Consider the following 22,036-nt stretch of genomic DNA (forward strand, 5'->3'; position numbering starts at 1 on the left):
GGCCACGGCCGCGTGCCCCAGGGCCCGGCGCAGCCGCCCGACCAGCGCCTGGAGCGCGGCCACGGCGTCGGCGGGCGGGTCCTGCGCCCAGACCTCCCCCACCAGGACCTGCGCCGGCACGGCCCGGCCGGGGCGCAGCGCGAGCGCGGTCAGGAGGGCACGCAGGCGCGCTCCGCCGAGGGGAACGGGGGTCCCGTCGGCGCGGACCGCCTGGGCACTGCCGAGAATCGCGTAACGCACCGGCCCATTCTCCCCGGACGGGAGCCGGACCCCGCATCGTTTTCCCCACCGTCCCCGGCCCCCGCGTCGTGCCCCGTACCGCCCGGGGTAGGTTTCGCGCATGGCTCAGCAGGCGCGCCGCGGTGAGCGGCAGATCAGTTCCGTGTTCGTCGGCATCGTCGTGATCATGGCGGTGACCGGCTGGGCGGTGTGGACCAGCTACGCGACGAGCACGGGCCTGGCCGTGTTCCTCTTCGTCACGGCAGCCTGGGTCGTCTCCCTGTGCCTGCACGAGTACGCGCACGCGCGGACCGCCCTGCACAGCGGCGACCTCAGCGTGGCGGACCGCGGCTACCTGACGCTGAACCCGCTCAAGTACACCCACGCCCTGCTCAGCATCATCCTGCCGGTGCTCTTCGTGATCCTGGGCGGGCTCGGCCTGCCGGGCGGGGCCGTCTACATCGAGCGGGGCGCGATCCGCCGGCGCTGGCAGCACAGCCTGATCTCGGCGGCCGGGCCGCTGACCAACGTGCTGTTCGCGCTGGTGTGCACCGCGCCGTTCTGGCTGGGCGGGATCGAGGACGTGCCGGTGCCCTTCCGCTTCGCGCTGGGCTTCCTCGCGCTGCTCCAGGTCTCGGCGGCGATCCTGAACTTCCTGCCGGTGCCGGGCCTGGACGGCTACGGGGTGATCGAGCCCTGGCTGTCGTACAACGTGCGCCGCGAGGTGGCGCCGCTCGCGCCGATCGGGCTGCTGCTGGTGTTCGGGCTGCTGTGGATCCCGGCGGTGAACCAGGCCTTCTTCGGCCTGGTGCACGCGATCCTGGGCGGGCTGGGCGTCTCCGAGCTGGAGTCCTACTGCGGCCGCGAGCTGTACACGTTCTGGCAGGACTCCGGCGGCTTCTGCGCCGCTCCACTGGACTGACCGTACGCCCGGCCCGCCCGACCCCGGCGGGCAGCCCCGGCCCCGGCGGGCAGTCCCGCGGCCGGCGGACCGCCGCCCGCCCGGCGGCCCTACGCCGCGTCGTCCGCCGCCGCCTTCCGCGCCTTCTCCGCCTTGGCCCGGCGGAGGTAGAACCACGCCATGTTCGAGGTCAGGCCGGCCAGCAGCACCCAGACGATCCCGAGGAAGCTGCCCTCCACGAAGGCGACCACGGCCGCGGCCACGGAGAGTACGCAGACGACAAGGGCGAACACGGCAAGGCGGGGCATGGGGCCACGGCTCCTAGGGGGCACTGGACGGGTAGAGCCCCACCAGTGTCCCCCATGCCGCGCGACGGCCCCGTCAGACGTCCGTGACGCGCAGGCCGGCGTGGGCCTTGTAGCGGCGGTTGACGGAGATCAGGTTGGCCACGAGGGACTCGACCTGGTGGGCGTTGCGGAGGCGGCCGGCGAAGACGCCGCGCATGCCCGGGATGCGGGCGGCCAGGGCCTGGACGAGGTCGGTGTCGGCGCGGGACTCGCCGAGCACCATCACGTCGGTGTCGATCTCGTCGATCGAGGTGTCCTGGAGCAGCACCGCGGACAGGTGGTGGAAGGCGGCCGTGACCCGGGAGTCCGGCAGCAGGGCGGCCGCCTGCTGGGCGGCGCTGCCCTCCTCCGGCTTGAGGGCGTACGCGCCCTGCTTGTCGAAGCCGAGCGGGTTGACGCAGTCCACGACGAGCTTGCCGGCGAGCTCCTCGCGCAGGGATTCCAGGGTCTTGGCGTGGCCGTCCCACGGCACGGCGATGATCACGATGTCGCTGCGCCGGGCGCACTCGGCGTTGTCGGCGCCCTCGACGCCCAGGCCCAGCTCGGCGGCGGCGGTCTCGGCCCGCTCCGCGGCGCGCGAGCCGATGATCACCTTCTGGCCGGCCCGGGCCAGCCGGTAGGCCAGGCCCCGGCCCTGGTCGCCGGTGCCGCCGAGGACGCCGACGACGAGGCCGGAGACGTCGGGGAGGTCCCACGGGTCGCGGGCCGGGGGCTTGCTGCCGGTGGTGGCGGGGGTGGAGTCGTTGGAGGTCATGGGGGCGAGCGTACTGCCGGGTAGCGCAAGGCCGAACGGGTGAGGCGGCGCCGATCCGCCCCGCGCCCGGACACCCGTACGGCAGGATGCGGGCCATGGACGCCGTGAGAGTCGCACTGCTGCGCGAGGTCCTGGCCGGCACCCGGTGGCCGGGCGCCGCCCGCCGCTTCGCCGGATCGCTGCGGCACTCCGTGGCCCCGGCGGGGGGCGGACTGCTGCTGGTGGGCACCGAGGCGTACGAGCCCTGGCACCTCGCGGCGCACCTGGTGGACGAGGCGGCCTGGTCGGGGCTGCCGGAGCTGGCGCCGACGCTGGTCCGGCACCGGGTGCTGCCGGGTGAGCCGCCGCACCTGTCGGTCGGGCTGGGCCGGCTGGCGGCGGCCGGGCGCGGGCACACGCTGCTGGTGGTGGCTCCGGAGCCGCCCGGCGGCGGGCTGCTGGAACGGGTGTACGACGCCCGCCGGGCGGGGGCGACCGTGCTGGCCCTGGCGGGCGGGGAGGCGGGGGCGCCGCCCGGCGGGGGCGGCGGAGAGCTGGGCGGGCTGGGCGAGCTGGGCGAGCTCGCCCACGAGGCGCTGTCCGTGCCGGGGGACGCCGGGATCGACCTGGACACCGTGCAGCACCTGGTCAGCGCGGCGGCCGGGGAGAACAGCCTGCCGGCCCAGCGCGGCCCCCGGCGCTTCCGCGACCGCCTGGCCCGACTGGCCGACCAGCTGACGGCACCACCACCGGCCCGCTGGTAGACCGCGGCCTGCTGTTGGACCGGCCGGCGGGCACGGCGGGCACGGCGGGCTCGGCTGCTCAGCCGCCGGCCGGCTCCGCTGTCTTCAGGCGCCCGGGCGGCCGGCCGTTCAGGAACCGGAGCCGGTCGCCGTGCCGGTGTCCTCCTGGCCGTTCTCCTCGCGGACGTCGTTCCACTTGGGGTCGGTCTGCCACTCCAGGTTCCGCTCGCGCGCGGTCTCCATCGCGTGCGCGGCCTCCTCCCGCGTCGTGTACGGGCCGAAGCGGTCCTTGGCCGGGCACTCCGGGCCCTCCTCGACCTTCTGGTGGACGAGGCAGTAGTACCACTCGCCCGGTTTGCCCACCTGGCGCTTCTTGAACAGAGCCATCGGATGCTCCTTCCTCTGCCGCCATGCTGCCCGATCTCCCCTCGATACACTCGCATGCATGTCTGGCCAGTCGCTGCTCGTCCCCGGCGAGCTCTCTCCCGCCCTTTCCGTCCCCGGCAACATCCGCCGGCCCGAGTACGTGGGCAAGCCCGGGCCCAAGCCGTACACCGGTCCGGAGGTGCAGACCCCCGAGACGATCGAGGCGATGCGCGTCGCCGGCCGGATCGCCGCCCGGGCGATGGAGGAGGCCGCCAAGCTGATCGCGCCCGGCGTGACCACCGACGAGCTGGACCGGGTCGCCCACGCGTACATGTGCGACCACGGCGCCTACCCCTCGACGCTCGGCTACCGGGGCTTCCCCAAGTCCCTGTGCGCCTCGATCAACGAGGTCATCTGCCACGGCATCCCGGACTCCACGGTGCTGCGCGACGGGGACATCGTGAACCTCGACGTGACGGCGTACATCGGCGGCGTGCACGGCGACAACAACGCCACCTACCTGTGCGGCGAGGTGGACGAGGAGTCGCGGCTGCTGGTCGAGCGCACCCGCGAGGCGCTGAACCGGGCGATCAAGGCCGTCAGGCCGGGCCGCCAGATCAACATCATCGGCCGGGTCATCGAGTCGTACGCCAAGCGCTTCGGCTACGGCGTGGTCCGCGACTTCACCGGCCACGGCATCAACTCGTCGTTCCACTCCGGGCTGATCATCCCGCACTACGACAGCCCGCACGCGACCACGGTCATCGAGCCCGGCATGACCTTCACGATCGAGCCGATGCTGACGCTGGGCACGCACGAGTACGACATGTGGGACGACGGCTGGACGGTCGTCACGAAGGACCGCAAGCGGACCGCGCAGTTCGAGCACACCCTGGTGGTGACGGACAGCGGGGCGGAGATCCTCACCCTCCCGTAGGTTTCGGCGGCCCCGGAGGTTTTGCCGACAGGCCGTCGGGAACCTATTGACTTAGGTAAGCCTAAGTCCCAGGATCGGAGTGACGGCAGCGGCGCGCGGCGCCGCCCGCCGTCCGCTCCGGTCCGCCCTCTCCTGGAGGTCCGCCTTGGACGCCTTCTCCACCGCCATCCGCGTCGCCTCGCACGAGCAGCACACGGAGGCGGAGACCTCCACGTTCATGAGCGACCTGCTGGGAGGCCGGCTCGGCGTCGACGCCTACACGCGCTACACCGAGCAGCTCTGGTTCGTCTACCGGGCCCTGGAGGACACGGCCTCCGCCCTGCGCACGGACCCGGTGGCGGGGCCCTTCATCCGGCCCGAGCTGATGCGGGTGGCCGAGCTCGAACGCGACCTCGCCCACCTGCGCGGCCCCGCCTGGCGCGAGACGCTCAGCCCGCTGCCGGCCACGACGGCGTACGCGGCCCGGATCAGGGAGTGCGCCGCCGGCTGGCCCGGGGGGTACGTGGCCCACCACTACACCCGCTACCTGGGCGACCTCTCCGGCGGCCAGATCATCCGCGACAAGGCGGAGCGCACCTGGGGCTTCGCCCGCAAGGGCGACGGCGTCCGCTTCTACGTCTTCGAGCAGATCGCCAACCCGGCCGCGTTCAAACGGAGCTACCGCGAGCTGCTGGACACGATCGCCGCGGACGACCTGGAGAAGCAGCGCATCATCACGGAGTGCAAGCGCGCCTTCGACTTCAACGGCGCGGTCTTCCGCGAGCTGGGCGACCAGTTCCCGCGAACGGCGGCCTGAGCGCCGGCAAGCGGAGATCCAGGCAATCGGAGACCAGGCAAGCGGGGATCTACGAGAGCCCGGTGGGTGCGAAGCGGACGCGGCCGCCGAGCTCGATCGTGCCGTCGGGGTTCGGGGCCGTGAGGATCTGGGAACCGGCGCCCTGGGTGATGTTCAGGGCGCGGCCCAGCTGGGCCGTCAGCAGGAGCGCCGCCGAGCCGGTGGCCTCGTCCTCGGCGATGACGCCGTCGGGGCGGCGCGGGAAGCCGCGGGCCCGGATCCGGCCCGCGGTCTCGTCCTCCCACGCCCACGCGTACAGCCAGCCCTCGCCGGGCGGCGGGGCCGGCAGCGCCTCGACCTCGGCCGGGGTCGCGTACTGCTCGGTGCGCTTGCCCTCGACCCATTCGGGACGGGCGGTGATCCAGGTGAACTCGCCGTCGTCACGGGCCCAGACGGACCCGGCGGGCGGCTGGAGCTCCTCGATGTCCAGCAGCCAGGCCACGCCGACGAGCGGGTGCCCGGCGAAGGACATCTTCGTGCCCGGGGTGCGGATGTCGACGATCCCGCGCTCGGGGTCGTCGACGAACACCGTCTCGCTGTAGCCGAGTTCGGCGGCCAGCGCCTGGCGGTCGGCGTCGTCGGGGCAGGTGCGGCCGTCCCGTACGACACCCAGCAGGTTGCCGTACCGTCCGTCGCCCGCGCAGAACACCTTGAGCACGTCGAGATCGTTCACCCGGGCATTGAAACACGGGTCAGTGCGCCGTTGTCGTTCTCGATCCGCAGGTCGGCTCGGCGAGTTCGGGGGTGCCGCGGGTGGTGCCGACCCGAGGCCGGGATTCCGCTTGACCACTCTTTGACCGTTCCGTGAGGCGCCCGTGAGGGGGCCGTGACGCCTCCGTTTCCGGGCGCGGGCGATGTGAACCGAATCACTGGACGACCGTCATGCAGGAAGGTAAGCCTGAGCTAAGTTAGGTGCGCCTCACCGGCCCCCGCGCGGGGCCGTCCCCTTGGTCGACCCCTGGAGCCAGAATGCGACCCGCCCGCCTCACCGTCGTGTCCGCAGCCGTCGTCGCTGCCGCCCTGACCGCCGTCACCGGCTGCGCCCAGAAGAGCAAGAGCATGGGCTCCGACTCCGGCGCGATCAAGGTCAAGGCCACCGACTCGGCCTGCGAGGTCTCCCTCAAGGAGGTCCCGGCCGGCAAGGTCACGCTCGACGTGGAGAACAAGGGCTCCAAGGTCACCGAGGTCTACGTCCTCTTCCCGGACGGCCGGATCGTCACCGAGCGCGAGAACATCGGCCCCGGCACCAAGGCCACCATCACCGCCGAGATCAAGCCCGGCGAGTACGAGGTCAACTGCAAGCCCGGCATGAAGGGCGACGGCTTCAGCCAGAAGCTCAAGGCCACCGGCAAGGGCGCCACCGAGAAGCGCAGCCCCGAACTGGACGCCGCGGTCGCCGAGTACCGCAAGTACGTCCTGCAGCAGGCCGAGGAGACCCTCCCCAAGGCGCAGGCCTTCGCGGACGCGGTCAAGGCCGGCGACGTCGAGGCCGCGAAGAAGGCGTACGCCGTCTCCCGCATCGGCTGGGAGCGCACCGAGCCGGTCGCGGAGTCCTTCGGCGACATAGACCCGAAGGTCGACGTCCGCGAGGACGGCCTGGAGGCCGGCCAGGACCCGGCGAAGGACTGGACCGGCTGGCACCGCCTGGAGAAGGCGCTGTGGCAGGACAACACCATCGGCGACGCGGAGAAGAAGCTCGCCGACCAGCTGATGACCGACCTGACCGACTGGCAGAAGAAGGTCGGCCAGGCCGAGATCACCCCGACCTCCATGGCCAACGGCGCCAAGGAGCTCCTCGACGAGGTCGCCACCGGCAAGGTGACGGGCGAGGAGGAGCGCTACAGCCACACCGACCTGGTCGACTTCAAGGCCAACGTCGAGGGCGCGCTGAAGGCGTACGAGCTGCTGAAGCCGGCCGCCGCGAAGAACGACCCGGCGCTCGCCGCCGAGCTGGACAAGCAGTTCGCCGCGATGAACACCCTGCTCGACAAGTACCGCGCCGACAAGAACACCTACGAGTTCGAGTCCTACGACAAGGTCGCCGAGCCGCAGCGCAAGGAGCTCTCGGACGCGGTCAGCGCCCTGGGCGAGCCGCTGTCGAAGCTCGCCGCGGCCGTCGTCAAGTAGTAGGGGGGTGCCTGCGATGTCCGAACAGCCTGCGATGTCCGAACAGAACGAGGAGACGGCCGTGCCCGAGGCCGATACCCAGGCCCAGGCCCAGCCCGCGCGGGGCGCCGCCGCCGCGCCCAGCCGCCGTACCGTCCTCGGCTGGGGCGGGGCCGGGCTGGCGCTAGGCGCCGCCGCGGCCGGCACTGCCGCCGCCGCACTCGGCGGCGGCAGCGACCACGTGCCCGCCGCGCTGACCGGCGCCGCCGTGCCCTTCCACGGGCCGAACCAGGCCGGTATCGCCACCCCCGTCCAGGACCGGCTGCACTTCGCCGCGTTCGACGTGAAGACCAAGGACCGCGCCGAGCTGGTCCAGCTGCTCAAGGACTGGACCCGGGCGGCCGAGCGGATGACCGCCGGCCTCCCGGTCGGCGAGGGCGCGGTCGGCGGCCTGCCGGAGGCCCCACCGGACGACACCGGCGAGGCCCTGGGCCTCAAGCCCTCGCGTCTGACCCTGACCATCGGCTTCGGCCCGTCGCTGTTCGCCAAGGACCGGTTCGGCCTGGAGGGCCGGCGGCCGGAGGCCCTGGTCGACCTGGAGCTGTTCCCCGGGGACAACCTGGACCCGGCCCGCTCCGGCGGCGACCTGTGCGTCCAGGCCTGCGCCGACGACCCGCAGGTGGCGGTGCACGCCATCCGCCAGCTGGCCCGCATCGGCTTCGGCAAGGCGGCGATGCGCTGGTCCCAGCTGGGCTTCGGCAAGACCTCCTCCACCACCCCGGAGGAGCAGACCCCGCGCAACATGATGGGCTTCAAGGACGGCACCCGGAACATCGCCGGCACCGACACCGCCGCCCTCGACGAGCACGTCTGGGTCGCCGGCAAGGACGTCGCGGGCCCCTCGGCCTGGATGGCGGGCGGCTCCTACCTGGTGGCCCGGCGGATCCGGATGAACATCGAGACCTGGGACCGCACCCCGCTCCAGGAGCAGGAGGACATCTTCGGCCGGGACAAGGCCGAGGGCGCTCCCGTCGGCAAGTCCAAGGAGCGCGACGAGCCGTTCCTGAAGGCGATGAAGCCGGAGGCGCACGTGCGCCTGGCGCACCCCGACTCCAACAACGGGGCGACGATCCTGCGCCGCGGCTACTCCTTCACCGACGGCACGGACGGACTGGGCCGCCTCGACGCGGGCCTGTTCTTCCTCGCCTACCAGCGCGACGTCCGCAAGGCGTTCATCCCGATCCAGCGGCAGCTGGCGAAGTCCGACGTCCTCAACGAGTACATCCAGCACGTGGGTTCGGCGGTCTTCGCCGTCCCGCCGGGCGTCCGCGACAAGGACGACTGGTGGGGCCGGGCGCTGTTCGCGTAGGGCCGAGGGGGAGGAACCGTCGTGTTCAGCAACTATCTGATCGGCCTGCGTGAGGGGCTGGAGGCCAGCCTGGTCGTCTGCATCCTCGTCGCCTACCTGGTCAGGACCGGCAACCGCGACAAGCTGCCGCCGATCTGGCTCGGCGTGGGCATCGCGGCCGGCGTGAGCCTCGCCTTCGGCGCCGCCCTGGAATTCGGCACGCAGGAGCTCACCTTCCAGGCGCAGGAGGCGATCGGCGGCAGCCTGTCGATCGTCGCGGTCGCCCTGGTGACCTGGATGGTCTTCTGGATGAAGCGCACCGCGCGGCACCTGAGGGCCGAACTGCACGGCAAGCTCGACGCGGCGCTCGCGATGGGCACGGGGGCGCTGGTGACCACCGCGTTCCTGGCGGTCGGGCGCGAGGGCATCGAGACCTCGCTGTTCGTGTGGCGCTCGGTGAAGGCGGCCGGCGACGGCGCGGGCCCGCTGGCCGGCGTTCTCCTGGGCATCGGCACCTCGGTCCTGCTCGGGTACCTCTTCTACCGGGGCGCTCTGCGCATCGACCTGGCGAAGTTCTTCACCTGGACCGGCGGGATGCTGGTCGTGGTCGCGGCGGGCGTGCTCGCGTACGGCGTCCACGACCTGCAGGAGGCGGACTTCGTGCCCGGGCTGCGGGACAAGGCCTTCGACATCAGCGCGACGATCCCGCCGGACAGCTGGTACGGGACCCTGCTGAAGGGCACGTTCAACTTCCAGCCGGACCCGACCTGGCTGCAGGTCGCCGTGTGGGCGCTGTACCTGGTGCCCACGCTGGCGCTGTTCCTCGGGCGCAAGCCGTCCGCCCGTACGGCGGCCGCGCCGGCCGCGGGCACGACGGCCACGGGCGCGGGCGCGGCGGCCACCGGCGCGGCGGCGGAGAGCGGGAACTGAGCGGGAACTGAGCCGGAGCTGAGCGGGAACCGACAGCCCACGAGGCGTGTGTGCGGCGAGGGGGCCGTCGGCCGACGGCGCTCACCAGAGGCGGTCGACCGTTCCCGGGCAGAGGCCGGTCCGGGTGCCCGCGAAGGCCTCGGCGGCGGTCGTCACGGGATCAGGGTGCCCTGGCCGGAGACCCGGACCCGGGGGTCGCCCGCCCGCAGCTCCACGGTCAGCACGCCCGGGCGGCCCATGTCCTCGCCCTGGTGCAGGGTGAACACCGCGTCGGCCGGGACCAGGCCCAGCTCGCGCGCGTACGCGCCGAAGGCGGCGGCGGCCGCGCCGGTCGCCGGGTCCTCGACCACGCCGCCGACCGGGAAGGGGTCGCGGACGTGGAAGACGTCCGCGCCCGCCCGGTGGACCAGCTGGACGGTGGTGAGGTCCAGGCGCCGCATCAGCGCGGCCAGCCGGTCGAAGTCGTACGCAAGGTCGGCAAGCCGGGCCCGGGTGCCGGCGCCGAGCACCAGGTGGCGGTTCCCGGCGTACGCGATCCGCGGCGGGATCGCCGGGTCCAGCTCGGCGCGGTCCCAGTCCAGTGCGGCCAGCGCCTCGGCGAGGTCGTCCTCGGCCACGTCCTCGACGTGGCCGGGCACGCTGGTGAGGGTGGCGCGCAGGACGCCGTCCGCCCCGGCGGCGACGGAGACCGGGACCGGCCCGACCCCGGTGGTGAACAGCAGCTCGCCGGGGCCGATCCGGTCCGCCAGGGCCACGGCGGTCGCCACGGTGGCGTGCCCGCAGAACGCCACCTCGGCCAGGGGGCTGAAGTAGCGCACGTCGAACGAGCGCCCGGGCTCCCCGTCCGCCCCCTCGGCGGCCGGGGTCAGGAACGCCGTCTCGCTGTAGCCCAGTTCGGCCGCGATGCCCAGCATCGCGGTGTCGTCCAGTCCGGAGGCGTCGAGGACCACCCCGGCGGGGTTGCCGCCGGCCGGGTCGGCGGAGAAGGCGGTGTAGCGCAGGATCTCGGTCATGATCGCTCCAACTGTGGTCGGCGGACGGTCATTCCCGGCCAGGCGGCCTGCCCCGGCAGGCGCGGCGGCCACATGACCGATACGGACCGGCCCCCGGCCCGGCCCCGGCCCGGCCACCGGACCGGCTCCGGCCGACTACGGACCGCCGTCCGACCGGCTCCGGACCGACCACCGATCGCCCGGCCCCGGCCCTCGGCCCGCCGCCGGAACTCTTGCTCAGCCGCGGCCGATGTACGGCATGGCCGTCGCCATCACCGTGGCGAACTGCACGTTCGCCTCCAGCGGCAGCCCCGCCATGTGGACCACCGTGCGGGCCACGTCCGCGGCGTCCATCACCGGCTCGACCGCGAGCTGCCCGTTGGCCTGGAGGATTCCGGTCTGCATGCGCTCGGTCATCTCGGTGGCCGCGTTGCCGATGTCGATCTGGCCGCAGGCGATCCGGTAGGGGCGGCCGTCCAGCGAGAGCGACTTCGTCAGGCCCGTCACCGCGTGCTTGGTGGCCGTGTACGCGATCGAGTGCGGGCGCGGGACGTGCGCCGAGATGGAGCCGTTGTTGATGATCCGGCCGCCCTGCGGGTCCTGTTCCTTCATCTGGCGGAACGCGGCCTGCGCGCACAGGAAGGCCCCGGTGAGGTTGACGTCGACGACCTGTTTCCAGGCCTCGTACGGGAGCTCCTCCAGCGGGACGCCGGCCGGGCCGAACGTGCCGGCGTTGTTGAAGAGCAGGTCGAGCCGCCCGTACCGGTCGCGCACCGCCGCGAAGAGCGCGTCCACGCCCGCCGGGTCGCTGACGTCGGCCGGTACGGGCAGGACCTCGGCCCGATCGGACGCCAGGGCGGCGGCCTCGGCCGTGGCCAGCAGCGGCTCCGGCCGGCGTCCGGCCACCGCGACGGCCCATCCGGCCCCCGCGAGGGCGAGGGCGACGGACCGGCCGATGCCGGAGCCGGCGCCGGTGACAACAGCGATCTTCTGCCCGGATGCGTTCATGGGGCCGCAGGCTACGTCACAGCGGCCGTCCGGTCCGGGACGTTCCGATTGCTGAGAACATGGGTGGGCCGGTCGGGGATCGGATGATCCGAAGAGACGCGTAGAAGAAGTAGAAGAAGACGGGAGCCGCCCATGTCCGAGAGAGGTCCCGGCCCCGCCAAGGCCGCCTCCCCGGGGACACCGCCCGCCGAATCCTCCGCCGAATCCTCAGCCGCCGCACCCTCCACCGCCGCCCGCCGGACCGGCCTGCTCGTCATCTTCATACTCGGGGGCCTGTCGGCCCTGCCCCCGCTGTCCATGGACATGTACCTCCCGGCCCTGCCGGAGGTCACCGACGCCCTGTCCAGCCCGGCCGCGACCGTCCAGCTGACGCTGACCGCGTGCCTGGCCGGCATGGCCCTCGGCCAGCTCGTCATCGGCCCGATGAGCGACAGGTGGGGCCGCCGCCGCCCGCTGCTGGCCGGCATGGTCCTCTACGTCCTGGCCACCGCCGTGTGCGCGCTGGCCCCGAGCGCCGAGCTGCTGATCGCCTTCCGGCTGGTGCAGGGCCTGGCCGGGGCCGCCGCGATCGTGATCGCGCGGGCCGTCGTACGCGACCTGTACGACGGGGTCGAGATGGCCCGGTTCTTCTCCACCCTGATGCTGGTCTCCGGCACCGCCCCGATCGTCGCCCCGCTCATCGGCGGCCAGGTGCTGCGCTTCTCCGACTGGCGCGGGGTCTTCCTCGTGCTGACCGGGGTCGGCGCGGTGCTCACCCTGGCGGTGTGGCGGTGGCTGGGCGAGACGCTGCCGCCCGGGCGGCGCCACCAGGGCGGGGTCGGCGCGGCCCTGCACACGATGCGGGGGCTGCTCGCCGACCGGGTCTTCGCCGGGTACACCCTGGCGGGCGGCTTCGCCTTCGCGGTCCTCTTCGCCTACATCGCGGCCTCGCCGTTCGTGGTGCAGGAGATCTACGGAGCCTCCCCGCAGGCGTTCAGCCTGCTCTTCGGGCTCAACTCGGTCGGCCTGATCACGGTCGGCCAGATCAACGGCAAGCTGCTGGTCGGCCGGGTCAGCCTGGACAAGGTGCTGGCCGTGGGGCTCGCCGTCATCACGGTCGCGTCCGCGGCACTGCTGCTGATGGCGGCGGGGGTGTTCGGCGAGGCCGGGCTGGCGCCGGTGGCCGCCGCGCTGTTCACGCTGATGTCCGCGATGGGCCTGCTGCTGCCGAACACCAACGCCCAGGCGCTGATGCGCACCCCGCACGCGGCCGGCTCGGCGTCGGCGCTGCTGGGCACGTCGTCGTTCCTGGTCGGCGCGGTGGCCTCGCCGCTGGTGGGGATCGCCGGCGAGGACACGGCCGTGCCCATGGCGGTGGTCCAGCTGGTCTGCTCCCTGCTGGCGGCCGGCTGCTTCCTCGGCATGTGCCGGCCCTGGCGGGAGCGGGAGCCGGTGCCCGCCGCCGAGGCGGCCCGGGCCGCCGACGCGCCGTAAGCTGCGGTGGTGAACGCTGCCGTACCCTCCGCCTCCTCCCCCACCACCGCCGAGACCCTGCGCACCGCGCTCGGCGGACTGCTCGACGGGCTTCCGCCGACGCAGGCCGCGGCCGCCGTCGAGCGGCTGATCGCCAACTACCGGGGGCGGACCCCGACCGACGCCCCGGTGCTGCGGGACCGCTCGGACGTGGCGGCGTACGCGGCGTACCGGATGCCGGCGACCTTCGAGGCGGTACGGGCGGCCCTGTGGGCGCTGGCCGACGCGGCCCCGGACTTCTCCCCCGCCTCGCACGTCGACGTGGGCGGCGGCACCGGAGCGGCGACCTGGGCCGTGGACTCCGTCTGGGACGGGCCGCGGGAGACCACCGTGCTGGACTGGGCGGAGCCGGCGCTGGCCCTGGGCCGCGAGCTGGCGGCCTCCTCCGGCTCGCCGGTGCTGCGCCGGGCGCAGTGGCGGCGCGCGGTGATCGGGACGGGCCTGTCCCTGCCGGACGCCGACCTGGTCACCGTCTCGTACGTGCTGGGCGAGCTGACGGAGGCGGCCCGTACGGCGGTGGTCGCGGAGGCCGCCCGGGCGGCCCGGGCCGTCGTGGTGATCGAGCCCGGCACGCCCGAGGGCTATCTGCGCATCCGCGCGGCCCGCGACGCGCTGATCGCGGCCGGCCTGCACGTGGCGGCGCCGTGCCCGCACGACGGGACCTGCCCGATCGTGGTGGGCGAGGACTGGTGCCACTTCTCGGCGCGGGTCAGCCGGTCCTCGCTGCACCGGCAGGTCAAGGGCGGGTCGCTGGCGTACGAGGACGAGAAGTTCAGCTATGTCGCCGCCGTCCGCTTCCCGGCCGGCCCGGCTCACTCCCGGGTCACGCGCAAGCCGCAGATCCGCAAGGGTCTGGTCCTGCTCGACCTCTGCGGCCCCGACGGCCTGACCCGCGAGACGGTGACCAAGCGCCACGGCGCCGCCTACCGCTCGGCCCGCGACGCCGAGTGGGGCGACGCCTGGCCTCCGGCGCAGTGACGGCAGGCTCCGCCCGGGCCGCGGGGCCCGGGCGGAGCCGCGCTCGTGGCGGCGGGGGTCCGCGCTCGGCTCAGGCCGGGCGGAGTTCCTGGGTCACGCACTTCACGCTGCCGCCGCCCTTGAGCAGCTCGCCCAGGTCCACCCCGATCGGCTCGAAGCCGCGTTCGCGCAGCGGGGTGAACAGCCCCACCGCGGCCTGGGGCAGCAGGACGTGGCGGCCGTCCGAGACCGCGTTCAGGCCGAGCGCCGCCGCGTCCTCGTCGGTCGCGAGCAGCGCGTCGGGGAACAGCCGGCGCAGCACGGCGCGGCTGCCCGGCGAGAACGCCGGCGGGTAGTACATGACCTCGTCGCCGTCGAGCACGCACAGCGCCGTGTCCAGGTGGTAGTAGCGCGGGTCGACCAGGTCGAGGCCGATGACCGGCCGGCCGAAGAACTCCTGGGCCTCGTCGTGCGAGAGCGGGCTGGAGCGGAAGCCCCGGCCGGCCAGGACGTACGTGGCCGTCACGGCGAAGTCGCCCTCGCCCTCGTTGATGTGGGAGGCCCGGTGGATCTCCGGGAAGCCGTGCGCGGCGAACCAGTCCGCGTGGGCCTCGGCCTCCGCCGCGCGCTCCGCGTAGGCGAAGCGCGCGATCAGGACCCGGTCGTCGATGACGGTGGCGCCGTTGGCCGCGTAGACCATGTCGGGCAGGGCGGGGTCCGGTGCGAGCTCCTCGACGGTGTGGCCGAGGGAGCGGTAGCGGTCCCGCAGGTCTTCCCACTGGGCGAGTGCGAGGGGCAGGTCCACCGGTTTCGTGGGGTCCATCCACGGGTTGATGGAGTACGTGACCTTGAAGTGCACGGGTGGGCACATCAGGTACCGCCGGGGTGTGGCGTCTCTGCGCAAAGAAGGCTCCTCACGTTATGAGAGTCAGAGAATCGTCCCTCCTGGAGCGCGAGCGCGCAGTGAACTGATCGGGTGGTTTATCGGACCATTGGGAGACGATACGTCTCGCATTGGTAGGGTGACCGGATGGCGAAGACTCCCGACGCATCCCGGCGCAGCGACCGGTCCCGGCGCGCGATCCTCGACGCCGCCCTCGAACTGGTCGGCGAGGTCGGCTACAACAAGCTGACCATCGAGGCCATCGCTGCCCGGGCCGGCGTCGGCAAGCAGACCATCTACCGCTGGTGGCCGTCCAAGGCCGCGGTGCTGCTCGACGCCTCGCTGGCGCTGGCCGGCGACGCCGGGACCGAGGGCGGCTGGGAGGGCTTCCCCGACACCGGCGACCTGGCCGCCGACCTGAAGTACGTCCTGCGGGCCACGGTCGACGAGATGAACGACGGGAAGTACGACGCACCCGCCCGCGCCCTGACCGCCGCCGGAGCCACCGATCCGGCCCTCGGGGCGCAGTTCAACGAGAAGCTGCTGGAGCCCCAGCTCGCGCTGTACGAGGAGCGGTTGCGCACGGCCCGGGACGCGGGCCAGATCGCCGAGGACACCGACCTGCGGCTGGCGGTGGAGCTGCTGCTCGGCCCGCTGACGCACCGCTGGCTGCTGCGGACGGCGCCGCTCACGCACGCGTTCACGGACGCGATCGTGGACCGCGTGCTCGGCGGCATCGCGAGGGTGTCGTAGATCACCGCCACATCCGGCCGTCCAAGTGTGGCTGAAATGTGCAGTTATGTGGGGGTTGTGTGTCGTCCGGGCTCGTCCGGGCTCGCGGAGTACGGTCACTTCGGCCTTCGGATGGTGGGACGATGGGGGGATCTGCCGAGGACCAACGGTGAGGTGAGGGGAATAGATGGGGTCTGAGCCGGGCCGCGTCGAACGCGGTGCGCAGAGCAGGATTTCGGGATGGCTCCGCCGGCGCCGCAAACCCGTAGCCGAGGACCCCGGCCGCGAGCGCGAGGCGCTCCTGCTGGCCGTGGCCGCCGCGGGCCTGCCCCTCGCCCCGGCCGCCCACCCCGTCGGCTACCGGTGTTCGTGCGAACGCATCGGCTGTCCCACCCCCGCACGGCATCCCCTCTCCTTCGCCTGGCAGACCCAGTCCACGACGGACCGCGCGCAGATCGAGCGCTGGGCGCGCAACCAGCCCCAGGCCAACTTCGTCACCGCGACCGGCATGGTCCACGACGTCCTCGACGTCCCGCTGGCGGCCGGCCGCGACGCCCTGGACCGCCTGCTGGCGGCGGGCATCGCCGTGGGACCGGTCGCCGAGTCCGGCGCCGGCGCGGACGCCGACCGGGGCGCCCGGATGCTGTTCTTCACCGCCACCCGCGGCACCCCCGAGGACGAGGACGAGTGGTGGCCGTGCGAACTGGACTGCCACCCCGAGACGATGGACGAGCACCCCGGGCTGCGCTGGCACTGCCGCGGCAGCTACGTGCTGGTGCCGCCGGCCGCCCTGCCCGGTGACCACGCCGTGGCCTGGGTCCGGGGCATGGAGCACCCGCTGCCGGACCCGCTCACGCTGCTGGAGACCCTGACGGACGCGTGCGCGCTCCACGCGGACTCCTCCGACCACGACCCGCACGCCGTGGCCTGGCCCCTGACCCGCTGACCTGCGGGCCGGGGCGCGCGCCGGCGGCGCGGGGGCGCGCGTCAGTGGATGTGGCTGACCACCACGTCCAGCGACCAAGGCCTGGCGGCCTTCACCGGGGGCTCCGCCTCCACCAGGTGACCCAGGTCCCGCAGGGCGGTGACCAGTTCGGCCGGCGTACGGGGCTCGGCCCCGGCGAGCAGCAGGTCGCGGACCAGGCGCCCCTTCGTGGCCTTGTTGAAGTGGCTGACGACCGAGCGCTTCTCCACGCCGTCCACGATCCGGGCATGCAGCACCCGCACGGTCGCGGTCCGCCCGGCCAGCTCCCCCTTCGGCTTCCAGGCCGCCGCGTACGCCGACGACCGCAGGTCCAGGACCAGCCCGTCCCCGGCCGCCTCCGGCAGAGCCGTCGCCATGGGGGCGCGCCAGTGCGCGCCGAGGGCGCCCAGGCCCGGCAGCTTCACGCCCATCGAGCAGCGGTACGAGGGGATCGGGTCGGTGATCCGCACGGCGCCCCACAGCCCGGAGAACACGAGCAGCGCGCGCTCGGCCGCGGCGAGGGCCACCGGGGGCAGGTCGGCCAGGCCGAGGGCGTCGTAGAGGACACCGGTGTAGATCTCGCCGGCCGGGCGGGCCGGCGCGGTGCGCAGGGCGGCGTTCTTGGCGACCTCCCCGCGCAGGCCCTCGCTCAGCCCGAGCACCTCGCGCGCCTTGTCCTCGTCGCCCGCGCACAGCTCGACCAGCTCGTCCAGGACGGCGGCGCGGCCTGCGGCCAGCGCGGGCAGCGAGAGCGCGGCGGGGTCCAGGGGGGCGCCGGAGCCGCCAATTGCCTTTCCTTCGGACGGCGGCAGCAGCACGAGCACGGTGGTTCTCCTTCTCCACGGACCGAAGCGGGGGGTGCGGCCCCGCACCAAGCCTAAGCGGCCCCTGGCCGAGCCCCGCGCCACACCCGGGCCGCCCCGGAGCCCGGCCACACCCGCTGCGCGGAGCCTTTCCCCTACCCGCCCCTTCCCGTAACCGGGGCTGCCGCCCCGGGCCCCCACCTCTGACCCGCCGTCGTGGCTGGTCGCGCAGTTCCCCGCGCCCCTGGTTGATCCAGCCCCGCCGGCGTTTGAGGCGCGGGGGTCCGGGGGCGGAGCCCCCGGTTTCGGGAAGGGGCGGGGTGGGGAAAGGCCCCGCGCAGCGGACGGCCGGGTCCGGGGCCGAGCCCCGGCCAGGGTGCCGAGCCCCGTCGGGGGTTCTACGCTCGGGGCATGCCACGCCGCCTCATGCACATCGCCGGCAAGGACGGCAAAACCCTCCGCGCCGCGCTGCGCGCCCTACGCACCGAGCTGGCCGTACAAACCGGCTTCCCCGCCCCCGTACTCGCCGAGGCCGAGCACGCGGCGAACGCCCCGCGGCTGCCCGCGGCCGACGCCACCGGCGTGCCCCTGTTCACCATCGACCCGCCGGGCTCCGTCGACCTCGACCAGGCGATGCACCTGGCCCGCCGCCCCGGCGGCGGCTACCGCGTCCACTACGCCATCGCCGACGTCGCCGCCTTCGTCACCCCCGGCGGCGCCGTGGACGCCGAGGCCCACCGGCGGGTGGCCACCCTCTACTTCCCCGACGGCAAGGTGCCGCTGCACCCGCCCGTGCTGTCCGAGGACGCGGCCAGCCTGCTGCCGGGCCGGGTCCGGCCGGCGGTGCTGTGGCGGCTCGACCTCGACGCGGACGGCCGGGTGGGGGCCACCGAGGTCGTGCGGGCCCTCGTACGCAGCCGGGCGCGGCTGGACTACGAGGGCGTGCAGAAGGCGATCGACACCGGCACCGCCGAGGAGCCGCTGGCCCTGCTGAAGGACGTCGGCCGGCTGCGCGAGGCACTGGAGGCCGAGCGCGGCGGGGTCTCGCTGAACGTGCCCGAGCAGGAGATCGTCGAGCAGTCCGGCAGCTACTCGCTCGCCTACCGGGCGCCGCTGCCCGCCGACGGCTGGAACGCCCAGATCTCCCTGATGACCGGCATGGCCGCGGCCGACCTGATGCTTGCCGCCGGTACGGGCGTGCTCCGCACGCTGCCGCTGGCCCCGGACGGGGCGGTGGGCCGGCTGCGCCGGGCGGCGAAGGCCCTGCATGTCGACTGGCCGCACCACATGGCGTACGCGGAGCTGGTCCGTTCGCTCGATCCCGGGCTGCCCGCCCACGCCGCGTTCCTCCAGGAGTGCACGGCGCTGCTGCGCGGCGCGGGCTACACCGCCTTCACCGACGGCCGGGCCCCCGTCCCCGCCCTGCACGCCGCGGTGGCCGCCCCGTACACGCACTGCACCGCGCCGCTGCGCCGGCTGGTCGACCGCTACGCCTCGGAACTGTGCCTGGCGGCCGGGGCGGGCACTCCCCCGCCCGAATGGGTGCTCGCCGCCCTGCCCGCGCTGCCCGACGAGATGGCCGACGGCGGCCGGCTGGCCCGCACCGTCGAGCGCGAGTGCGTCGACCTGGTGGAGGCGGCGCTGATGAGGGAGCGGGTGGGCGAGACGTTCGACGCGGTGGTGATCGACGTCAGGGAGCAGGAGCCGACGACGGGGACCGTCCACCTCGAAGTGCCCGCGGTGGTCGGCCGGGTGGAGTCGCCCGACGAGGCCCTCCCGCTGGGCGACCGGATCGAGGTCCGGCTCACCGAGGCGGACCCGGGGCGGGCGAAGGTCCTGTTCACGCCGGTCTGACGGGCCGGCGGCCCAAGGGGACGGACCGAGCCCCCGCCGATGCCGCGCCCGCCCGTGCGGGGCATCCCGGGCCCGCGCCGGGGCCCGTCGGACTCGGACTACCGGCCGGTGGGCCGGCCCACGGCGGGACGCGGGCCGGCGGTGGCCCCGGGGGCGCCTGGGTTGCCGGTTGCCAGTGCCTGGACCAGGGTCCGCGGGTCGTCCGCGTGGAAGCGGACGGTCCGCGCCTCGCCCCGCCTGCCCAGCGGGCGGACGAAGGCCACCGGGCGGTTCAGTTCCAGGGTGACGGTGGTCTGGCCGCCGACGATCAGGTCCAGCACCCCGTCGTCGCCGACCGTCACGAGACGGCCCGTGGGGTAGCGGCGGTCCACCCGGGCCGACGCGATGGCGTCCGCGGGGATCCGCAGGTCGAAGAGGGCGCCGTAGCGCAGGCGCAACGAGCCGTCCGCGCCGAGCACATGGGGGCGGGTCACGCAGGCCGCGTGCAGGGCCAGGACGATCAGGACGCCGTAGACGTCCAGGACCAGCACGACCCGGTGCACGGCCGGCCACGGGATGAGGAGGGACAGGGCCACCGTCTCCACGACCGACACGAAGACCATCCCGTACATCATCGCCGTCTGCGGCCCGGTGTACCGGGCGGCGAGGTCGCCCTCCCCGACCCCGTGCCGGCGCCGCACCGCCCACAGCGCCAGCGAGACCGCGGCCCGCAGTTCGTGCGCGACCAGCCGGCGGACCTGCACCGGGACGACGGCCCGTACCGCCTCCCGCACCGCTGCCACGCGTCCTGCACGTCCGCTCATCCCCGTCCCTTCTCCATGAACGCCTCCATCACCCGGCGGACGACCTCCGCCTGGGCCGGCGCGTACTCCGCGAGCAGCGCCTCCTTGAACCCCGCCACGACCACCCCGTCGGACGGGACCGCGGCGAACACCTCGTCCGGCACGGCCGCCACCAGCTCCGCCGCCAGGCCCGGGATCCGGGGGTCGTCGGGAGCGGCGTCGGCGAGGTCGTCCAGCCGCTCGTACAGCGCGAGCACCGCCGGATCGGCGGCCAGCGGGCCGAGCAGCTCGTACAGTTCCCCGCCCCCGGCGCCGGCCGCGTCGAGCAGTGTCAGGTGCTCCCGGTCCTTGGCGGCGGACGGCGAGGTGGTCGCCGGCGCCTCGGCGAGCAGGGCGGCCAGGGCGGGCGAGACCGGTTCGACCTCACCGGGCGGCGCGGCCAGCAGCACCGCGAGCCGCCGCCTGCGCTCGTGGATCTCGGCCTCCTGCCGGGCCAGGTCCGCGTCCAGCTCCTCCAGTACGTCGGCCAGGTCGCGCCCGGCGTCGTCGGCGAGGACGTCACGCACCTCGTCCAGGCTCAGCCCGAGCTCGGTCAGCCGGCGTACGCGCGCCAGCAGGACGGCGTCCCGCACGCCGTAGGCGCGGTAGCCGTTGGGTCTGCGGGCCGGCTCCGGGAGCAGGCCGACGTGGTGGTAGTGCCGGATCGCCCGGGTGGTGACCCCGGCGAGGGCGGCGATCTCTCCGATGCGCATGCGTCCAGTAGAAACGTTGCCGTTGCGGCAAGGTCAAGGCGGCGCCGCGCAGCCGGGTAGCATGGTCACCACGCAGAACGACACAGGCGGACGGCCGCGTCGGGGCCTTGCGGCCCCGCCGAGGAACGTCCGGGCTCCACAGGGCAGGGTGGTGGGTAACGCCCACCCGGGGTGACCCGCGGGACAGTGCCACAGAAAACAGACCGCCGGGGACCTCGGTCCTCGGTAAGGGTGAAACGGTGGTGTAAGAGACCACCAGCGCCTGGGGTGACCCAGGCGGCTAGGTAAACCCCACTCGGAGCAAGGTCAAGATGAGTCGTCCCCGGACGGCTCTGCGCGGACGTTCGAGGGCTGCCCGCCCGAGTCCGCGGGTAGACCGCACGAGGCCGGCGGCAACGCCGGTCCTAGATGGATGGCCGTCTCCCCGGCGACCGCGAGGTCGCCGGGTGACAGAACCCGGCGTACAGCCTGTGTCGTTCTGCGTTCCGCCTTCCTGCCTGCGACGCAGCGCCGTTATCGGCGGTTGTGGGCGGCCCTGGGGAGCGTCTGGGGACATCGGCGCCGAAGCCGCAGCAGCTACCGCAGGTGCGACGTGTCGTTCAGGAGCCTGAGCGAGGCGTTGCCGTCCGCGTAGTAGGCGATCGCCGAGAGCGAGGCCGCCGAGAGCTCCATGCGGAACAGGGCCTCCGGCGGGGCCCCGAGGGCGAGGCGTACCAGGGTCTTGACCGGGGTCACGTGGGTGACCAGCAGGACGGTGCGCCCCCGGTGCGCGGCCAGCAGGCGGTCGCGGGCGGCCGAGACCCGGCGGGCGACGGCCGCGAAGCTCTCCCCGCCACCGGTCGGCGCGGCCTTCGGGGAGGCCAGCCAGGCGTCGAGGTCGGCCGGGTGGCGCTCCTTGACCTCGGCGAAGGTCAGCCCCTCCCAGGCGCCGAAGTCCGTCTCGCGCAGCCCCTCCTCGACGGTGACGGGGAGTCCGAGCCGGTCGGCGACGGTCTGCGCGGTCTCGCGGCAGCGGAGCAGCGGGGAGCTGACGACGGCCTGGATGGTGCCGCGGGCGGCCAGGGCTGCCGCGACGGCCTCGGCCTGGCGGCGCCCGGCGGGCGACAGCCCGGGGTCGCTGCCGCCACTGCCCGAGAACCGCTTCTGCGGGGTCAGCGCCGTCTCGCCGTGGCGCAGGAGGACGAAGGTGGACGGCGTCCCGAGGTCCGGCGCCGCCGAGGCGCTCCCGGCGGGGCCGCGGCCCACGACCTCCGCCACAGGCCCGGTCCCGGCCCTGTCGCCTATACACCTCTAATGCCGCCGACGCACTGACGCGCGGAGCGCGCGCTGGGG

Annotated in this window: 23 protein-coding genes, 1 other RNA gene and 1 pseudogene; 13 read left to right on the plus strand and 12 right to left on the minus strand. The window is 74.1% G+C overall.

The genetic code is table 11. The features are described from left to right. Nucleotides 1-240: winged helix-turn-helix domain-containing protein (locus GPJ59_RS16975; protein ID WP_308120335.1), on the minus strand; the 240-nt coding region annotated here is incomplete at its 3' end. A gap of 100 nt (nt 241-340) precedes the next feature. Between GPJ59_RS16975 and GPJ59_RS16980 the strand changes: the two genes are divergently transcribed. Next, on the plus strand, nt 341-1,141 hold the full coding sequence (locus GPJ59_RS16980; protein ID WP_219667987.1) for a site-2 protease family protein: 801 nt from the start codon (nt 341-343) through the stop codon (nt 1,139-1,141). 89 nt (nt 1,142-1,230) lie between these two features. Here GPJ59_RS16980 and GPJ59_RS16985 read toward each other — a convergent pair whose 3' ends face one another. Together GPJ59_RS16985 and npdG are read right to left on the minus strand one after the other, a co-directional pair. Further along, nucleotides 1,231-1,428, minus strand: coding sequence for a hypothetical protein (locus GPJ59_RS16985; RefSeq protein ID WP_219667988.1), 198 nt, complete (start codon nt 1,426-1,428; stop codon nt 1,231-1,233). A gap of 73 nt (nt 1,429-1,501) precedes the next feature. Next, a complete protein-coding gene (gene npdG / locus GPJ59_RS16990; RefSeq protein ID WP_219667989.1) occupies nt 1,502-2,221 on the minus strand; it encodes an NADPH-dependent F420 reductase in 720 nt (239 codons plus the stop codon). A 95-nt stretch (nt 2,222-2,316) separates the two neighbouring features. Between npdG and GPJ59_RS16995 the strand changes: the two genes are divergently transcribed. Continuing rightward, complete coding sequence (locus GPJ59_RS16995; RefSeq protein ID WP_219667990.1) at nt 2,317-2,964, plus strand: hypothetical protein; 648 nt, start codon at nt 2,317-2,319, stop codon at nt 2,962-2,964. A gap of 108 nt (nt 2,965-3,072) precedes the next feature. Here GPJ59_RS16995 and GPJ59_RS17000 read toward each other — a convergent pair whose 3' ends face one another. Continuing rightward, nucleotides 3,073-3,330: a hypothetical protein gene (locus GPJ59_RS17000; RefSeq protein ID WP_219667991.1), complete on the minus strand. Its 258-nt coding sequence runs from the start codon at nt 3,328-3,330 to the stop codon at nt 3,073-3,075. A 58-nt stretch (nt 3,331-3,388) separates the two neighbouring features. Here GPJ59_RS17000 and map point away from each other — a divergent pair, with 58 nt between their 5' ends. Together map and GPJ59_RS17010 are read left to right on the plus strand one after the other, a co-directional pair. After that, nucleotides 3,389-4,246, plus strand: coding sequence for a type I methionyl aminopeptidase (gene map, locus GPJ59_RS17005; protein WP_219667992.1), 858 nt, complete (start codon nt 3,389-3,391; stop codon nt 4,244-4,246). A gap of 145 nt (nt 4,247-4,391) precedes the next feature. Continuing rightward, nucleotides 4,392-5,042, plus strand: a complete 651-nt coding sequence (locus GPJ59_RS17010; protein WP_219667993.1) for a biliverdin-producing heme oxygenase — start codon at nt 4,392-4,394, stop codon at nt 5,040-5,042. Nucleotides 5,043-5,091: 49 nt separating this feature from the next. On the opposite strand, the gene GPJ59_RS17015 is transcribed toward GPJ59_RS17010, so the two are convergent. Then, entirely contained in the window at nt 5,092-5,754 is a 663-nt protein-coding gene (locus tag GPJ59_RS17015) for a PhzF family phenazine biosynthesis protein (protein ID WP_219667994.1), read from the minus strand. A gap of 296 nt (nt 5,755-6,050) precedes the next feature. On the opposite strand from GPJ59_RS17015, the gene efeO reads away from it, so the two are divergent. The 3 genes from efeO to efeU are packed head-to-tail and all read left to right on the plus strand — an operon-like array spanning nt 6,051 to nt 9,465. Continuing rightward, the gene (efeO, locus tag GPJ59_RS17020) at nt 6,051-7,208 is read left to right on the plus strand and encodes an iron uptake system protein EfeO (RefSeq protein WP_219667995.1); all 1,158 of its coding nucleotides are present in this window, start codon (nt 6,051-6,053) and stop codon (nt 7,206-7,208) included. A 16-nt stretch (nt 7,209-7,224) separates the two neighbouring features. Then, entirely contained in the window at nt 7,225-8,556 is a 1,332-nt protein-coding gene (gene efeB, locus GPJ59_RS17025; RefSeq protein WP_258024515.1) for an iron uptake transporter deferrochelatase/peroxidase subunit, read from the plus strand. Between the two features lie 21 nt (nt 8,557-8,577). After that, a complete protein-coding gene (gene efeU, locus GPJ59_RS17030; protein ID WP_219667996.1) occupies nt 8,578-9,465 on the plus strand; it encodes an iron uptake transporter permease EfeU in 888 nt (295 codons plus the stop codon). A gap of 152 nt (nt 9,466-9,617) precedes the next feature. On the opposite strand, the gene GPJ59_RS17035 is transcribed toward efeU, so the two are convergent. Both GPJ59_RS17035 and GPJ59_RS17040 read right to left on the minus strand, forming a co-directional pair. After that, nucleotides 9,618-10,478 carry a PhzF family phenazine biosynthesis protein gene (locus GPJ59_RS17035; protein ID WP_219667997.1) on the minus strand — a complete coding sequence of 287 codons (861 nt, stop codon included), beginning with the start codon at nt 10,476-10,478 and terminating at the stop codon, nt 9,618-9,620. A gap of 216 nt (nt 10,479-10,694) precedes the next feature. Then, on the minus strand, nt 10,695-11,465 hold the full coding sequence (locus tag GPJ59_RS17040) for an SDR family oxidoreductase (RefSeq protein WP_219667998.1): 771 nt from the start codon (nt 11,463-11,465) through the stop codon (nt 10,695-10,697). Nucleotides 11,466-11,597: 132 nt separating this feature from the next. Here GPJ59_RS17040 and GPJ59_RS17045 point away from each other — a divergent pair, with 132 nt between their 5' ends. Continuing rightward, entirely contained in the window at nt 11,598-12,938 is a 1,341-nt protein-coding gene (locus tag GPJ59_RS17045) for a multidrug effflux MFS transporter (protein WP_219667999.1), read from the plus strand. Nucleotides 12,939-12,947: 9 nt separating this feature from the next. Continuing rightward, on the plus strand, nt 12,948-13,955 hold the full coding sequence (locus GPJ59_RS17050) for a small ribosomal subunit Rsm22 family protein (protein WP_219668000.1): 1,008 nt from the start codon (nt 12,948-12,950) through the stop codon (nt 13,953-13,955). A gap of 70 nt (nt 13,956-14,025) precedes the next feature. On the opposite strand, the gene ddaH is transcribed toward GPJ59_RS17050, so the two are convergent. Beyond that, a complete protein-coding gene (gene ddaH / locus GPJ59_RS17055; protein WP_219668001.1) occupies nt 14,026-14,838 on the minus strand; it encodes a dimethylargininase in 813 nt (270 codons plus the stop codon). A 126-nt stretch (nt 14,839-14,964) separates the two neighbouring features. On the opposite strand from ddaH, the gene GPJ59_RS17060 reads away from it, so the two are divergent. Both GPJ59_RS17060 and GPJ59_RS17065 read left to right on the plus strand, forming a co-directional pair. Next, nucleotides 14,965-15,570: a TetR/AcrR family transcriptional regulator gene (locus tag GPJ59_RS17060; protein ID WP_219668002.1), complete on the plus strand. Its 606-nt coding sequence runs from the start codon at nt 14,965-14,967 to the stop codon at nt 15,568-15,570. Between the two features lie 166 nt (nt 15,571-15,736). Beyond that, entirely contained in the window at nt 15,737-16,495 is a 759-nt protein-coding gene (locus GPJ59_RS17065; RefSeq protein ID WP_219668003.1) for a bifunctional DNA primase/polymerase, read from the plus strand. Between the two features lie 41 nt (nt 16,496-16,536). On the opposite strand, the gene yaaA is transcribed toward GPJ59_RS17065, so the two are convergent. Next, nucleotides 16,537-17,337: a peroxide stress protein YaaA gene (gene yaaA, locus GPJ59_RS17070; RefSeq protein ID WP_219668004.1), complete on the minus strand. Its 801-nt coding sequence runs from the start codon at nt 17,335-17,337 to the stop codon at nt 16,537-16,539. Between the two features lie 390 nt (nt 17,338-17,727). On the opposite strand from yaaA, the gene GPJ59_RS17075 reads away from it, so the two are divergent. Further along, nucleotides 17,728-19,170, plus strand: coding sequence for an RNB domain-containing ribonuclease (locus GPJ59_RS17075; RefSeq protein WP_219668005.1), 1,443 nt, complete (start codon nt 17,728-17,730; stop codon nt 19,168-19,170). A gap of 98 nt (nt 19,171-19,268) precedes the next feature. Here the strand turns inward: GPJ59_RS17075 and GPJ59_RS17080 are convergent, their stop codons facing one another. Together GPJ59_RS17080 and GPJ59_RS17085 are read right to left on the minus strand one after the other, a co-directional pair. Beyond that, on the minus strand, nt 19,269-19,973 hold the full coding sequence (locus GPJ59_RS17080; protein WP_258024516.1) for a hypothetical protein: 705 nt from the start codon (nt 19,971-19,973) through the stop codon (nt 19,269-19,271). Next, complete coding sequence (locus GPJ59_RS17085) at nt 19,970-20,704, minus strand: MerR family transcriptional regulator (RefSeq protein ID WP_219668006.1); 735 nt, start codon at nt 20,702-20,704, stop codon at nt 19,970-19,972. Before GPJ59_RS17085 ends, GPJ59_RS17080 begins: the two co-directional genes overlap by 4 nt. Nucleotides 20,705-20,782: 78 nt before the next feature. Here GPJ59_RS17085 and rnpB point away from each other — a divergent pair. After that, nucleotides 20,783-21,184: RNase P RNA component class A (gene rnpB / locus GPJ59_RS17090), an RNA gene on the plus strand. Nucleotides 21,185-21,280: 96 nt separating this feature from the next. On the opposite strand, the pseudogene GPJ59_RS17095 reads toward rnpB, so the two are convergent. Next, nucleotides 21,281-21,928, minus strand: a pseudogene (locus GPJ59_RS17095) (histidine phosphatase family protein); the annotation flags it as partial. Nucleotides 21,929-22,036: the final 108 nt, after the last annotated feature.

The sequence above is a fragment of the Streptomyces bambusae genome, assembly GCF_019400985.1.
Taxonomy (GTDB): Bacteria; Actinomycetota; Actinomycetes; order Streptomycetales; family Streptomycetaceae; genus Streptomyces; species Streptomyces bambusae_A.